The sequence below is a fragment of the Streptomyces sp. NPDC001914 genome, from assembly GCF_042891215.1.
Lineage (GTDB): Bacteria > Actinomycetota > Actinomycetes > Streptomycetales > Streptomycetaceae > Streptomyces.
Genome location: NZ_JBIASW010000019.1, coordinates 14002 through 28995 on the forward strand (window position 1 = coordinate 14002; position 14994 = coordinate 28995).

A 14994-nucleotide genomic window follows, 5' to 3' on the forward strand; every position below is an offset into this window, starting at 1 on the left:
GCGCCCCGCCACCGGCAGCCCGCCCGTCACGGCGTCACCTCCTCGTCCACGTCCGCCACTTGGTCCCCGGCTCCCGCGTCGTCCGTCCCCGCGTCCTCCTCCGGCTCCGCGTCGCGGGAGACCAGCGACCGGTATCCCGGTTCCGTCCGCAGGAGTTCGCGGTGGCTGCCGGTGGCAGCGGCCTTGCCGTCGACGAGGAAGCAGACGGTGTCCGCGTGGTCGAGGACGAGCGGCGACGTGCTCGTCACGACGGTCGTACGGTCCCCGCGGGCGGCGCGCAGCCGGGCCGCGACCGTCGCCTCGGTGTGGGCGTCGAGCGCCGAGGTCGGTTCGACGGCGAGCAGCACCTCGGGATCCGCGAGGAGCGCGCGCACGAGACGGACCCGCTGCCGCTGCCCGCCGGACAGGTTCCGGCCCTGCGCGTCGAGGGCCGCGTCGAGGCCGTCCGGTAGCCCGAGGACGATGTCGTCGGCGGCGGCCGCGCGCACGGCCCGGCCGATGGTCTCGTCGTCGGGGTCCCGGCGCGCCCGGACGGACTCGCGCAGGGTGCCGGCGAACAGGTCGGCCTCGTTGTCGGCGACCAGGATCCGCTCGCGCACCTGGGGCAGCGCGAGCGCGTCGAGCCGTACACCGCCCCAGGTCACGTCCGAGGCGGCGAACCGGCCGAGGCGGTCGACCACGGCCGCGGACTGTTCGGGACGGGCCCCGGCCAGCACGGTCAGCCTCCCCGGGACCACCCGGACCCCGGACTCCGGATCGTGCAGCACCGCCGGGGACCCCGGGGCGTCGAGCGCGTCCGGCGCAGACCTGTCGGGTTCCAGGGAAAGGAACCGGACCACGCGCCGGGCGGCGACCACGGCCCGGGAGAGTTCGTAGCCGCAGTCGATGAAGAAGTACACCGGCAGCACGAGGACCGCGACGTACCCGTACACGGACACCAACTGGCCGACGGTGATGTCTCCCTGCGCCGCAAGGCGGGCCGCGAGCCAGGTCACCGCGGCCAGCAGCACGGTCGGCATGCCCACGCCCAGGGCCTGGATCCAGCTCGTCACGGCGCCGACCCGGTAGCCCTGTTCGCGCAGCTTCCGCGAATCGCGGCGGAACGCGTCCGCGAACAGCCCCTTGCCGCCGAGGCCGTTCAGGACGCGCAGACCGCCCGCGAGGTCGCCGACGCGCGCGGTCAGGACGGACTGCCGTTCGCGGTATCCCGTCTCCGTTGACTGGAGGCGGACCGTGAGCGGCCCGACGAGCCCGGCCGTCAGCGGCACCCCGAGCAGGATCACCGCGGAGAGCTGCACCGAGACCGGTAGCAGGAGCGCGGCCACCACGCCGTAGGTGACGATCGCGGCCAGACCGGGGCCGACGACCGTCAGCGAGTTGCTGATCGTGTTCACGTCGCGGACGCCGACGGTGACGATCTCCCCCGTGCCGGTCTGCCGCGCGAGCGCCGCGCCGAGCCGGGCCGCGTGCTCGACCACGAGCTTGACCGTGCGGAAGTTGGCGTCCATCCGGACCTTGGTCATCGTGCGGTGCCGCACGACGCCCAGACCGGCGTTGAACGCCCCGGTGACGAACACGGCGGCCGTCCAGCCCGCCAGCGCGGCCCCGTCACCCGGCTCCAGCCCGTCGTCGATCGCCCGGGACAGGAGATACGGCGTCAGCGCCGTGAGCCCCATCCACACGGTGGAGACCACCGCGCCGGTGACGGACCGGTGCGCCTGCCGGGTGACCAGCCACCACAGGAACCGCCAGCCGCCCCGGCGGTCCGGTGTCCCCGGATCCCCGTACGTGTCGATCATCAGCCTTCTTCCGCCCCCTCGTCCGCCCGTCGCCCACCGGTCCGCCCCTGCGCCCGCGGTCGTGCCCGCCGTCCGGCGGTACCGCCCGTCCGCCGCTAGACGAGGCTGTCCCGCCAGGCCCTGTGCAGGTCCGCGAACCGCCCCGTGCCCGCGATGAGTTCGGCGGGAGTGCCGTCCTCGACGATCCGGCCGTGTTCCATCACCAGGACCCGGTCGGCGATCGCCACCGTCGACAGCCGGTGCGCGATGACCACCGCCGTACGGCCCCGCAGGACCGTCGACATGGCGCGCTGCACGGCCCGTTCGCCCGGGATGTCCAGGGAGCTGGTCGCCTCGTCGAGGATCAGGACGGCCGGGTCGGCGAGCAGAGCCCGCGCGAAGGCGACGAGTTGACGCTGACCGGCGGAGATCCGGCCGCCGCGCTTGCGTACGTCCGTGTCGTAGCCGTCGGGAAGAGCGCTGATGAAGTCGTGCGCGCCGATCGCCTTCGCCGCCCGCTCGATCTCCTCGCGGGACGCCTCGGGGCGGCCGATGGCGATGTTCTCGGCGACCGTGCCGGAGAACAGGAACGCCTCCTGCGTCACCATCACGACCCCGCGCCGCAGTTCGGGCACCGGCAGCTCGCGCAGATCGACGCCGTCGAGCAGGACCCGGCCGTCGGAGGGGTCGTAGAACCGGGCCAGGAGCTTGGCGAGCGTCGACTTGCCCGCGCCGGTCGAGCCGACCACGGCCACCGTCTGTCCGGCGGGCAGGGTGAGCGAGAAGGCGGGCAGGACCTCCCCGCCGGTGCGGTAGGCGAAGCGGACCTCGTCGAAGACGACCGCGCGGCCGGGGTGTTCGGAGGCGAGGGCCGGAAGCTCCCGGGGCACGGAGGGCTCCGGCACGGACGGCGTCTGGGCCAGCAGACCGGCGATCTTCTCCAGCGAGGCCGCGGCGGACTGGTAGGAGTTCAGGAACATGCCGAGGCGGTCGATGGGGTCGTAGAGCCGGCGCAGGTACAGCACCGCCGCGGCGAGCACACCGAGCGCCAGCGAACCCGACGCCACCCGGTAGGCGCCCCACAGCACGATGCCCGCGACCGCCGTGTTGGCGACGAGACGGGAGCCGACGACATAGCGCGCCATCTCCAGCAGGGCGTCGCCGTTCGTCCGCTCGTGCCGCCGGTTGAGCACCTTGAACTCGGCCTCGTTCGCGGCCTCCCGGCGGAACGCGCGCACCGGCCTGATGCCGTTCATCGTCTCCGCGAACTTCACGATCACCGCGGCGATCGTCGTCGAACGGACGGCGAAGATCTGGCCGGCGCGGCGCTGGTAGCGGCGGATGAGCAGGTACAGCGGCACGAAGGAGGCCACCGCGACCGCGCCCAGCCCCATGTCCAGCCACAGCAGCATCGCCGAGATGTAGACGAAGGACAGGATGACGGTGACGAGTTCCTGGAGCCCCTCGCTGAGCAGTTCGCGCAGCGACTCGACGTCCGTCGTGGAGCGGGAGATCAGCCGGCCGGAGGTGTAGCGCTCGTGGAAGTCGACGCTGAGCGCCTGGGCGTGCCGGAAGATGCGGCCGCGCAGATCGAGCAGCACGTCCTGGTTGACCCGGGCCGAGGCGATGATGAAGGCGTACTGGAGTCCGCCGGAGGCCGCCGCGCACAGCAGATAGGCGGTGCCCACCGCGATCAGCGGCCCGTGGTCGTCCTGCCGGAAGGCCGGCACGGCCCGGTCGATGGCGTACGCCACCAGCAGCGGGCCCACCTGCACGGCCGCCTGCTGGAGCAGCAGCAGAACGGTGGTCAGCGCCACCCGGGCCCGCAGTGGTGCGAGCAGCGAGCGCAGCAGCGTCGCGGTCGCGCCCGGGGGAGCGGGCAGGGTGTCGTGGTCGAAGGGGTCCTGGTGGGCTTCGGGCGCCGAGGGCGCCCCGCCCTTCGGTTCCTTGTCCGGTGCGGTGGTGGTGGGCGCCGCCGTCATCGGTCGTCCTCCTCTGCCCCCGACATCAGGTGGGCGTATTCGGCGTGGGTGCGCAGCAGTTCGTGGTGGGTGCCGACCGCCGCGATGCGGCCGTCGGAGACGAGGGCCACCCGGTCGGCCAGCAGGACCGTGGACGGCCGGTGCGCCACGATCAGCGCGGTCGTCTCCGCCAGCACCCGGCGCAGGGCGGCCTCGACCGCCGCCTCGGTGTGGACGTCGAGCGCGGAGAGCGGGTCGTCGAGCACCAGGAAGCGCGGGCGGCCGACCACCGCGCGGGCCAGCGCGAGCCGCTGCCGCTGGCCGCCGGAGAGGCTGAGGCCCTGTTCGCCGACCTGCGTCCCGGTGCCCTGGGGCAGGGTGTGCGCGAAGTCGGCCTGTGCGACGGCGAGAGCACGGTCCAGCTCCGTGCGGCCGGCGGTCTCCGGCGCGCCCATCAGGACGTTCTCGCCGACCGTGGCCGAGAACAGGGTGGGTTCCTCGAAGGCGACGGCGACGAGTTCGCGAAGCTCCTCGCGGGGCATCCGCGTGATGTCCCGGCCGTCCAGGGTGATCCGGCCGGAGGTCACCTCGTGCAGACGGGGGACGAGGGCGGTGAGGGTGGTCTTGCCGCTGCCGGTGGCGCCGACGAGCGCCATGCTCTCGCCGGGGCGGACGTGCAGGTCGATGCGGGCCAGCACCGGGGGCGTGTCCGCGGGGGCGTCCGGATAGCGGAACTCGACGCCGTGGAACCGCAGTCCGCCGTCACCGTCACCGTCAATGTCACTGTCAGCGGCGTCGTCACCGGCGGCCTCGGCTGCCGCTTCGCCGGCCTCGGGCCCGACGGCCGGAGCACCCGGGCCGTCCGACTCGGGCGCCGCCCGCATGACCTCGAAGTACCGCTCGGTGGCCGTCGCGGCCTCCTGGCTCATCGCCAGGAGGAAGCCGATCGAGTCGACGGGCCAGCGCAGCGCGAGCGCGGTCGACAGGAACGCCACCAGCGTGCCGGCGGAGAGCCGGCCGTCGGCGACCTGGACCGTGCCGAGGACGAGGGCGGCGCCGATGGCGAACTCGGGCAGGGTGACGATGAAGCCCCAGATGGAGGCGAGCAGCCGGGCCTTGACCAGTTCCGTGCCGCGCAGCGTCCGCGACAGCTCTCGGAACGCGCGCGCCTGGCTGCGATGGCGTCCGAACCCCTTGATGATCCGGATGCCGAGCACGCTCTCCTCGACCACCGTCGTCAGGTCGCCGACCTGGTCCTGGGCCCGCCGCGCCACCTCCGCGTAGTGCCGCTCGAAGAACCAGCAGACGATCATGACGGGGACGGCGGGGGCGAGGAGCACCAGCCCGAGAGTCCACTGCTGGGCCAGCATGATGGCGATGCCCGCGAGGATCGTCACGCCGTTGACCAGCAGGAAGGTCAGCGGGAACGCCAGGAACATACGGACCAGCATCAGATCGGTGGTCGCCCGGGACAGGAGCTGGCCCGACGCCCAGCGGTCGTGGAACGCGACCGGCAGGCGCTGGAGATGGCGGTACAGATCGGCCCGCATACCGGCCTCGACCCCGGCCAGCGGGCGGGCCACCAGCCAGCGGCGCAGCCCGAACAGACCGGCCTCGGCGATGCCGAGCAGCAGCAGGTACAGCGCCCCGAGCCAGACTCCCGCCGGATCGTGCCCGGCGACGGGGCCGTCCACCATCCACTTCAGGATCAGCGGGAACACGAGCGAGAGACAGGACGCGACGACGGCGACGAGCGCCGCGGCGAACCATCTCGCCCGCACCGGGCGCACATAGGGCCACAGGCGCAGCAGGCTGCGTACGGTCGAACGGTCGGGGTGGTCCTGGGCGGCTGCATCGGAGGTGGTCATCATGACCGAGCCTACGTTTCACCACTGACAGTGCCCACCGAGTTTTCGGCGCGTCTGCGTCGTCCCGAGCCCTTCGGAACGGTCGTCCCGCGGCCGGGGACCGCCCGGCCGCCGTGGTGACGGCGTACGGGCGGCATCCGCGGCCGGCCGGGCCTTCAGCGGACCTTCAGCAGCAGCACGGACCGCGCCGGCACCGTGATCGCCGTGCCCGCCCGGTGGGTGAGCGCGGGCGCCGCGGCCTGGTCTTCGAGCGAGGTGTCCACGACCACCTCGTACGCGGCGGCCCACGGCGACCCCGGCAGTTCGAAGGAGGCCGGCCGGTCCCCGGCGTGCAGCACGGCGAGGAAACTGTCGTCGACGACCGGGGCGCCCCGCTGGTCCCGCCCGGGGATGTCCCGCCCGGACAGATACATGCCGAGGGTCGCGGCGGGCGCGTACCAGTCCCGTTCCGTCATCTCGGTGCCCCGCGCGGTGAACCAGGCCAGATCCCGCAGCCCGTCGGCCGAGTGGGCCCGCCCCGAGAAGAACGCCCGGCGGCGCAGCACGGGATGGGCGTGGCGCAGCGCGATCAGGCGGGACGTCAGCTCGAACAGCGCCCGCCAGCCGGGGTCGTCGAGCTGCGACCAGTCGACCCAGCTGATCTCGTTGTCCTGGCAGTAGGCGTTGTTGTTGCCGTGCTGGGTGCGCCCGAACTCGTCCCCGGCGACCAGCATCGGCACGCCCGTCGACAGCAGCAGCGTCGTCAGCAGGTTCCTCAGCTGGCGCCGCCGCAGCGCCCGCAGGTCCGCGTCCTCGCTCTCGCCCTCCGTCCCGCCGTTCCAGGCCCGGTTGTCGTCCGTGCCGTCGCGGTTGCCCTCGCCGTTCGCCTCGTTGTGCTTGCGTTCGTACGACACGAGGTCGCGCAGGGTGAAACCGTCGTGGGCGGTCACGAAGTTGACGGACGCGTACGGGCGCCGGCCGCCCCAGGCGTACAGGTCGCTCGACCCCGACAGCCGGTAGCCCAGGTCCCGTACGTCGGGCAGCGCCCCGCGCCAGAAGTCCCGGACGGCGTTGCGGTAGCGGTCGTTCCACTCCGTCCACAGGGGCGGGAAGGCGCCCACCTGGTAGCCGCCGGAGCCCACGTCCCACGGCTCGGCGATGAGTTTGACCCGGCGCAGCACCGGATCCTGGGCGATGACGGCGAGGAACGGCGACAGCATGTCGACGTCGTGCATGGACCGGGCCAGCGCCGCCGCCAGGTCGAAGCGGAACCCGTCGACGCCCATCTCGGTGACCCAGTACCGCAGCGAGTCCGTGATCAGCCGCAGCACCTGCGGCTGCACGACGTGCAGGGTGTTGCCGCAGCCCGTGTAGTCCGCGTAGCGGCGGGCGTCCGGCTGGAGCCGGTAGTACCCCCGGTTGTCGATGCCGCGCAGCGACAGCATCGGGCCCAGTTCGCCCGCCTCCGCGGTGTGGTTGTAGACGACGTCGAGGATGACCTCGATCCCCGCCGCGTGCAGCGCGCGCACCATCCGCTTGAACTCGCCGACCTGCTGGCCCCTCGTGCCGGAGGCCGCGTAGGCGGCGTGCGGGGCGAAGTAGCCGATCGAGTTGTAGCCCCAGTAGTTCTTCAGACCCCGGCGCAGCAGGTGGTCCTCGTGCGCGAACTGGTGCACCGGCAGCAGTTCCACCGCCGTCACGCCGAGGTTCACCAGGTGCTCGATCGCGGCCGGGTGCGCCAGTCCGGCGTACGTGCCGCGCAGTTCCTCGGGGATCGAGGGGTGCAGACGGGTGAATCCGCGCACGTGCAGTTCGTAGATGACCGAGTCCGCCCACGGGGTCTTGGGGCGGCGGTCGTCCGACCAGTCGTCGTCGTCCTGGACGACCACGCCCTTGGGGACGAGGGGAGCCGAGTCGCGGTCGTCGCGCACGGTGTCGGCGACCTGCTGCTGCGGCCAGTCGCGGACGTGCCCGTACACCTCCGGCGGCAGGGTGAAGTCGCCGTCCACGGCGCGGGCGTACGGGTCGAGGAGCAGCTTCGCCGGGTTCCAGCGGGCCCCGGTCCACGGGTCCCAGCGGCCGTGCACCCGGAAGCCGTAGCGGCGGCCGGGGCGCACCCCGGGGACGAAGCCGTGCCAGATCTCGTGGGTGAGTTCGGCCAGCGGGACGCGGGTCTCGGCGCCCTCCTCGTCGAAGAGGCACAGGTCGACGGCCTCCGCGCCGCCCGCCCACAGGGCGAAGTTGGTGCCCGTGGTGCCGTCGGGGCCGACCCGGAAGCGTGCTCCGAGCGGCGTGGGCGCACCCGGCCACACGGCCACGGCGGGCGCCGCGGGGTGCCGTGAGCCGTTCAGCGCGGGAGCGGCCGGCTCCGCCGCCGGGTCCGCGGGTGCCGGCACGGCGGCGGGTGGTGGGGCGGCGGGCGGCCCCGCCGGATCCGTGACGGTCTGCGCGGGCAGGCCGCCGCCCGCGGCGCGTCCCTCGTGGACCGCCTCCTGCTCGGGTGCGCTCGACACCGGTCAGCCTCCCACGGCTCGTGGAACGGAGCGGAAAAGGGTGCGCGGCGTCCCGGCCGCGGCTCCTTGGCGCGTCGTCCTCCCCACTGTTCTGCCCAGAGCGTGGCTCGCACTCACGTTTCCCCGGAGGGGCGGCGTCGTTGGGTCCCTTGTGAAGCACGTACAGACGCGCGCGCGGCGCGCAGGGGCCGCGCTGGCCGCCGTACTGACCTGGGCCGGTCTGCTGGCCGGAGCCTCCGGCTGCACCTCCGGCGGGATCTCCGGCGGGATCGGGGAGGCGTTCGGCAAACCGCGGTCGCCCGAGGACGTCATCCACGTCTCGCCCGACGACCGCACGAAGGGCGTACGACCGCAGGAGCCGCTGCTGGTGCGGGTGCCCGGCGGACGCCTGGAGTCCGTGAAGGTGGTCAAGTCCCAGGACGCCCGGGAGTCACCCGTACCCGGGCACATCAGCGAGGACGGCCTGTCCTGGAAGCCGGACGACGCGCGGCTCGCGCTGGCCGCCAAGTACACCGTGGACGCGGTGGCCCTGGACGGCGGAGGGCACCGTTCGGCACGGCACACCACGTTCACCACGGCCGTCCCCGACGAGCGGTTCATCGGGTACGTGACACCGGAGGACCGCTCCGTCGTGGGCACCGGGATGATCGTCTCCCTGGAGTTCAACCGGGAGATCGAGAACCGGGCCGCCGTCGAGCGCGCCATCCACGTCGAGGCGCGGCCCGCGGTCGACATCCGCGCGCACTGGTTCGGCGGCGGACGCGTCGACTTCCGTCCCGAGCGGTACTGGAAGCCGGGCACGAAGGTCACCGTGGCGCTCGGGCTGCGCGACGTCGAGGCGTCCCCCGGGGTGTACGGACTCCAGTCCCGTACCTTCTCGTTCACCGTCGGCCGCGACCAGAGGTCCGTCGTCGACGCCGGCGCCCACACCATGGAGGTACGCCGTGACGGCAACCTCCTTGCCACGGTGCCGATCACGGCCGGGGCGCCGAAGACGACCACGTACAACGGGAAGATGGTCGTCACCGAGATGCTGGAGGTGACCCGGATGAACAGCCGGACCGTCGGCTTCGGCGGCGAGTACGACATCCCCGACGTCCCGCACGCGATGCGCCTGACCGACTCCGGGACCTTCCTGCACGGTAACTACTGGGCGCCGGACGCCTTCGGCAACACCAACGTGAGCCACGGCTGCGTAGGTCTGCGGGACGTGAAGGGCGGCAGCTCCGACACCCCGGCGGGCTGGTTCTTCGACCGCAGTCTCATCGGGGACGTGATCGAGGTCGTGCACAGCAAGGACAAGCAGGTGGCCCCCGACAACGGACTCGGCGGCTGGAACATGGGCTGGAAGGAGTGGAAGACCGGCAGCGCGGTGGACTGATCCTCGCCCCCCGGTGCAACCATCTTCGCGGTCGATGGTCCAAGTTGCGACGGAACGGTGACATTGACCTGACACGGAGCTCAAAACCGTGAGGTTAATATGCGCCAGTGATCGCGTGGGACGCGCCGGGGTGGGGGCCTGATCAGGGCCTTGCGAGGGGAGAAAGACTGTGAACGTGCGACCGATATCGGGGGCGTCGGCGGGTGGACGCTCACGCGGCCGCAACAAGCGGTGGGCGGTGATCGTCGGCGGTGCGCTGCTGGCCGTCACGGCCTGCGGCGGGGGCGGGGGAACGGACTCGGGGTCCGGAGGGAAGGACAAGGACGGCAAGGGCAGCACCACCACCACGGAGAGCAAGCAGTCGGTGGCGGTCGTCACGATCGCGCCGAAGGCCGGCGCCAAGGACGTCGACACCAGCGGCACCCTCAAGGTCACGGCCAGCAAGGGCAAACTGACCGAGGTCACCGTCAAGGACAACGAGGGCGCGAAGATCGACGGCGAGATATCCGCCGACGGCAGCGGGTGGACGCCCGCCACACACCTCGCGGCGTCCACCAAGTACCAGGTGCACGCGGTCGCGAAGGACTCCGAGGGCCGCACGGCGGCCGAGGACTCGTCCTTCACGACGCTGAGCCCGCAGAACACCTTCACCGGCAACTTCACGCCCGAGGACGGCTCCAAGGTCGGCGTCGGCATGCCGTTCTCGGTCCGCTTCACCCGGGGCATCACCAAGCCGGACGACGTCGAGAAGGCCATCAAGATCACGACCGAGCCGGCCGTCGACGTCCAGGGCCACTGGTTCGGCAACGACCGCCTCGACTTCCGGCCCGAGAAGTACTGGAAGGCCGGCACCAAGGTCACCGTGAAGCTGAACCTCGACGGCGTCGAGGGCCGCAAGGGCGTCTACGGCAAGCAGGCCAAGACGGTCTCCTTCACCATCGGCCGCGACCAGGTGTCCGTCGTGGACGCCAAGAAGCACACGATGAAGGTCATGCAGGAGGGCAAGGTCGTCAAGACCATCCCGGTGACCACCGGCAAGCCCGGCTACGCCACCTGGAACGGCCAGATGGTCATCAGCGAGAAGTTCACCGTGACCCGGATGAACGGCGACACGGTCGGCTACGACGGCGAGTACGACATCAAGGACGTCCCGCACGCCATGCGCCTGACCGCTTCCGGCACCTTCGTGCACGGCAACTACTGGGGCGGCGGCGCCTTCGGCAACTACAACGCCAGCCACGGCTGCATCGGCCTGCGGGACGTGCGCGGCGGCTACGACAGCGGTGTGCCGGCCGCCTGGTTCTTCAACCACTCGATGGTCGGTGACGTGGTGGTCGTGAAGAACTCCACCGACCCGACGGTCGACCCGGCCAACGGTCTCAACGGCTGGAACATCTCCTGGGCGGACTGGACGAAGTGATCTCGCCGCACCGGGCCGGGTGTGCTGTGACTCAGCACACCCGGCCCGGTGCCGTTAACGGCCACTAACCTGCTTCCATGACTGTGCATCTCGAAGTGGCCGAAGGCGTGGGCACCATCCGCCTGGACCGTCCGCCCATGAACGCCCTGGACGTGGCGACGCAGGACCGTCTCAAGGAGCTGGCCGAGGAGGCCACCGGCCGGCCGGACGTCCGTGCCGTGGTCCTGTACGGCGGGGAGAAGGTGTTCGCGGCGGGCGCGGACATCAAGGAGATGCAGGCCATGGACCACGCCGCGATGGTCGTGCGGTCCCGGGCCCTGCAGGACTCCTTCACCGCCGTCGCCCGCATCCCCAAGCCCGTCGTCGCCGCCGTCACCGGATACGCGCTCGGCGGCGGCTGCGAACTGGCCCTGTGCGCCGACTACCGCATCGCCGGGGACAACGCCAAGCTGGGCCAGCCCGAGATCCTGCTCGGTCTGATCCCCGGTGCCGGCGGCACCCAGCGGCTCTCCCGGCTGATCGGCCCCTCCAAGGCCAAGGACCTCATCTTCACCGGCCGCATGGTCAAGGCGGACGAGGCGCTCGCGCTCGGTCTGGTCGACCGGGTCGTCCCCGCCGACGAGGTGTACACCGCCGCGCACGCCTGGGCCGCGAGGCTCGCGCAGGGTCCGGCCATCGCGCTGCGCGCCGCGAAGGAGTCGATCGACGCGGGTCTGGAGACGGACATCGAGACCGGGCTGGCCATCGAGCGGAACTGGTTCGCGGGCCTGTTCGCGACGGAGGACCGCGAGCGGGGCATGCGGAGCTTCGTGGAAGAGGGCCCCGGCAAGGCGAAGTTCCTCTGATCCTCAGGCCGTTCCGGCCCGGGACGCGGTGTCCGCCTCCCGGGCCGGAACGGCCGTTCTCACCCTCGTGGTCGCCCCCGCTCCACCCGCGGTTGACGCGGTGTCCGGCGGGTGTCCCTCGATGGGGCGCTTTATCGCAGCCTTAAGGCAGCCTTAAGCGCGCCTTGTGGGACGGTGGTGGCGATTGCCCTGGAAGGGCCCATTCCTGCAGGTCGGGCGGGCTCTCCTCGCCTCCGAACTGCCAATGGCATATGCCGATCGGATGGTGCGGAATGTACCGTTCCGGGGGGCCCAATCCTCAGGAACGGCCCCGTGGGGGGCGCCGGGCGGCCATGATGGGGGGCATGGCGGGGCTGGAGGGTATGGAACAGCCGCGGCGGCACGGAAGTGCGACCGCGGCGCGCTGGACACCTGCGGTCGAGGACGAACGGGCGCTCCAGGCGCTGGAGTTGTTCGGCAATCCCACCGAGGCGGAGGTGCTGCTGCCGTCCCGCCCGGAGTCCGCCGCCACCGCGCGGCGTCTCGCCCAGGTCGTGGTCCTGCGGCACTGGGGCCTGTCCCCGAAGATGACCGAGGACGCGGTCTTACTCGTCTCCGAACTCGTGGGCAACGCCGTACGGCACACCGGCGCCCGCGTCTTCGGACTCCGCATGCGCCGCCGCCGCGGCTGGATCCGTATCGAGGTCCGCGATCCCTCCCGCGGCCTTCCCTGCCTCATGCCGGTCCAGGAACTGGACCTGAGCGGGCGGGGTCTCTTCCTCGTCGACAAGCTCTCCGACCGCTGGGGTGTCGACCTGCTGCCCCGAGGCAAGACCACCTGGTTCGAGATCCGCGTCGCCGACCGCTGAACCGCTCCGCCCGGGCACGCGAAAGCCCCGGCCGCGTGGCAGCCGGGGCTTGCGGGGTGCCGCGGAACGAATTGGGGTGTGAACCGCGCCACCGGCGACAACCGTGGCCCGGGTCAATGGGTGGAGGTCGCATCGCCGACTATCGCAGACCGGGCCCACTGATCCAAAAGAGGGCCCGTGCAAGTCCTGCCGCGGAGGAGGGGGTTCCGCTCCGCGCCGCGGTCGGGGCCGGCTCCGCTCGCGGGGTGAGGCGGTCCCGTACGGCCCGAACACGGGTGCGGTGAAGCGACCCGCACCACCACCCGGCCGGACCAATCGCCGGTTTTCCGACCGAATCATCCTTAAATGGTCCGGTGACCACGCCCGCCGAAGACCACGCAGCCCCCGCCCCGCCCCGGCGCGCCGCCCTGCTCACGGGACTCGCGCTCACCGCGGGAACCCTCGCCGCCGGAGCGACCGCGGGCTGTGCCGCCCCCCGGGCCACCCACGCGCAGCAGCTCACGACGCCCCCGGCCGCGCCCAGCGCACCCCCGGCCACGGCGCCCCGCCCGGCCGCCGCGCCCGCCCCCGCCCCCCGCCGCTATCCCGCGCAGCCCGCCGAGATCACCCACGGCCCCCGCACCCACCCGTCCGCGGTGGCGCTCACCTTCCACGGGCAGGGCGACCCCGCCGGGGCGAAGGCGCTTCTCGGCGAGGCGGAGCGGGCCGGCGCCCGGGTCACCGTCCTCGCCGTCGGCACCTGGCTCGACGAGCATCCGGACCTCGCCCGCCGCATCCTCGACGGCGGTCACGACCTCGGCAACCACACCCTGCGCCACCTCGACATCAACGCCATGACGGCGACCGAGGCGGCCGCGGAGATCAGGGGCTGCGCGGACCGCCTCAAGCGGCTCACCGGCTCGATCGGCACCTGGTTCCGGCCCTCCCGCAGCCCCCGCGCCTCCCCCCTCGTCCAGCGCCTCGCCCGCGACGCGGGCTACCCGCACACGCTCTCCTACGACGTCGACTCCCTCGACTACACCTCGCCGGGGGCCACCGCCGTCACCCGCAAGGTGCTGGCCGAGGTCCGCCCCGGCTCCGTCGTGAGCCTGCACTTCGGATACGCCGGCACGGTCGCCGCCCTCCCCTCCCTCCTGCACGAACTCGACCGCCGCGGCCTGCGCGCGGTCACCACCACGGAGCTGCTGAGCTGATGCCGACACCCTCCTCCTCCCCGCGCCGCGTGCTGATCGCCGGCGCCGCCCTCACCTCGCTCGCCCTCCTCGCGGGCTGCGGCGGTTCCTCCCCGGACCACGCCGGCCAGACCCACGCGACCACCAAGGCCGCCGTCCGGCCCGCCCCGGTGAAGAAGCCGGCCCCCCAGGGCCTGCCCGGCATGCCCCCCTTGCTGGACCCGGCGGACGTCTACGCCGCCGACCGCCCGGGCCGGCTCTCCCCGGTGGTCAAGGACTTCCCGTCCCGCGTCTACGTGCCGAACACCAACTCCAACACCGTCTCGGTCATCGACCCGAAGACGTACAAGGTCATCGAGACGATCCCGGTCGGCAACCAGCCCCAGCACGTCGTGCCCTCCTGGGACCTGAAGACCCTGTGGGTCAACAACGACCGCGGCAACACCCTGACCCCCATCGACCCGAAGACCGGCAAGGCGGGCCGGCCGGTCGACGTGCACGACCCGTACAACCTCTACTTCACGCCCAACGGCAAGTACGCGATCGTCATGGCCTCGCTCGACCGCGAACTCGTCTTCCGCGACGCGCACACCATGAAGACCGTGAAGACGGAACCGGTGACCTGCTACGGCGTCAACCACGCCGACTTCTCCCCGGACGGCCGCTACTTCATCGTCTCCTGCGAGTTCAGCGGTGAACTCCTGAAGGTCGACACCGAGCGGATGAAGGTGATCGGCCAGCAGCGGCTGCCGTTCCAGGGAGCGATGCCGCAGGACGTGAAGATCAGCCCGGACGGCAAGAGGTTCTACATCGCCGACATGATGGCCGACGGCGTGTGGATCCTGGACGGCGACACATTCACCCAGCCGACCCTGCTGCACACGGGCAAGGGCACCCACGGCCTGTACGTCAGCCGGGACTCGCGCGAGATGTACATCTCCAACCGGGGCGAAGGCACCATCTCCATCTTCGACTTCACCCAGAACCGGCTGACCAAGAAGTGGCGCCTGCCCGACGGCGGCAGCCCCGACATGGGCGGTGTCTCCGCGGACGGCAAGGTCCTGTGGCTCTCCGGCCGGTACAACTCCGAGGTGTACGCGATCGACACCGGCACGGGCCGACAGCTCGCCCGCATCAAGGTCGGCAGCGGCCCGCACGGGCTCGCCGTCTACCCCCAGCCCGGCCGGTACTCCCTCGGCCACACCGGCATCTTCCGCTGATCCACGCCG

Annotated in this window: 10 protein-coding genes; 6 read left to right on the top strand and 4 right to left on the bottom strand. The window is 72.1% G+C overall.

All coding sequences use genetic code 11. The annotated features are described in order from the left end of the window. Positions 1–26: 26 nt before the first annotated feature. The 4 genes from ACFYYF_RS35590 to glgX all read right to left on the bottom strand — a co-directional run bounded on the left by ACFYYF_RS35590 (position 27) and on the right by glgX (position 8099). Positions 27–1799 carry an ABC transporter transmembrane domain-containing protein gene (locus ACFYYF_RS35590; RefSeq protein ID WP_388782260.1) on the bottom strand — a complete coding sequence of 591 codons (1773 nt, stop codon included), beginning with the start codon at positions 1797–1799 and terminating at the stop codon, positions 27–29. A 95-nt stretch (positions 1800–1894) separates the two neighbouring features. Then, positions 1895–3760: an ABC transporter ATP-binding protein gene (locus tag ACFYYF_RS35595; protein WP_388782264.1), complete on the bottom strand. Its 1866-nt coding sequence runs from the start codon at positions 3758–3760 to the stop codon at positions 1895–1897. Next, entirely contained in the window at positions 3757–5607 is a 1851-nt protein-coding gene (locus ACFYYF_RS35600; RefSeq protein ID WP_388782267.1) for an ABC transporter ATP-binding protein, read from the bottom strand. The genes ACFYYF_RS35595 and ACFYYF_RS35600 overlap by 4 nt, the downstream gene beginning before the upstream one ends. A 155-nt stretch (positions 5608–5762) precedes the next feature. Next, positions 5763–8099, bottom strand: a complete 2337-nt coding sequence (glgX, locus tag ACFYYF_RS35605) for a glycogen debranching protein GlgX (protein WP_388782269.1) — start codon at positions 8097–8099, stop codon at positions 5763–5765. 151 nt (positions 8100–8250) lie between these two features. Here glgX and ACFYYF_RS35610 point away from each other — a divergent pair, with 151 nt between their 5' ends. From ACFYYF_RS35610 to ACFYYF_RS35635, 6 genes are all read left to right on the top strand, one after another. After that, complete coding sequence (locus tag ACFYYF_RS35610) at positions 8251–9480, top strand: Ig-like domain-containing protein (protein ID WP_388782272.1); 1230 nt, start codon at positions 8251–8253, stop codon at positions 9478–9480. 169 nt (positions 9481–9649) lie between these two features. Further along, a complete protein-coding gene (locus ACFYYF_RS35615; protein WP_388782275.1) occupies positions 9650–10900 on the top strand; it encodes an Ig-like domain-containing protein in 1251 nt (416 codons plus the stop codon). A 77-nt stretch (positions 10901–10977) separates the two neighbouring features. Continuing rightward, entirely contained in the window at positions 10978–11745 is a 768-nt protein-coding gene (locus ACFYYF_RS35620) for an enoyl-CoA hydratase-related protein (RefSeq protein ID WP_361691590.1), read from the top strand. Between the two features lie 344 nt (positions 11746–12089). After that, positions 12090–12593 (top strand): ATP-binding protein, encoded by a 504-nt coding sequence (locus tag ACFYYF_RS35625; RefSeq protein WP_361691587.1) that lies wholly within the window; start codon positions 12090–12092, stop codon positions 12591–12593. Between the two features lie 407 nt (positions 12594–13000). Then, positions 13001–13786: a polysaccharide deacetylase family protein gene (locus tag ACFYYF_RS35630; protein WP_388782527.1), complete on the top strand. Its 786-nt coding sequence runs from the start codon at positions 13001–13003 to the stop codon at positions 13784–13786. Further along, positions 13786–14985: a YncE family protein gene (locus tag ACFYYF_RS35635; protein ID WP_388782279.1), complete on the top strand. Its 1200-nt coding sequence runs from the start codon at positions 13786–13788 to the stop codon at positions 14983–14985. The genes ACFYYF_RS35630 and ACFYYF_RS35635 overlap by 1 nt, the downstream gene beginning before the upstream one ends. Positions 14986–14994: the final 9 nt, after the last annotated feature.

Excerpts from the sequence above, each read along its gene's own strand:
- ACFYYF_RS35595 (WP_388782264.1), bottom strand. The coding sequence starts at position 3,760 with ATGACGGCGGCGCCCACCACCACCGCACCGGACAAGGAACCGAAGGGC.
- ACFYYF_RS35600 (WP_388782267.1), bottom strand. The coding sequence starts at position 5,607 with ATGACCACCTCCGATGCAGCCGCCCAGGACCACCCCGACCGTTCGACC.
- ACFYYF_RS35625 (WP_361691587.1), top strand. The coding sequence starts at position 12,090 with ATGGCGGGGCTGGAGGGTATGGAACAGCCGCGGCGGCACGGAAGTGCG.
- ACFYYF_RS35620 (WP_361691590.1), top strand. The coding sequence starts at position 10,978 with ATGACTGTGCATCTCGAAGTGGCCGAAGGCGTGGGCACCATCCGCCTG.
- ACFYYF_RS35590 (WP_388782260.1), bottom strand. The coding sequence starts at position 1,799 with ATGATCGACACGTACGGGGATCCGGGGACACCGGACCGCCGGGGCGGC.
- ACFYYF_RS35635 (WP_388782279.1), top strand. The coding sequence starts at position 13,786 with ATGCCGACACCCTCCTCCTCCCCGCGCCGCGTGCTGATCGCCGGCGCC.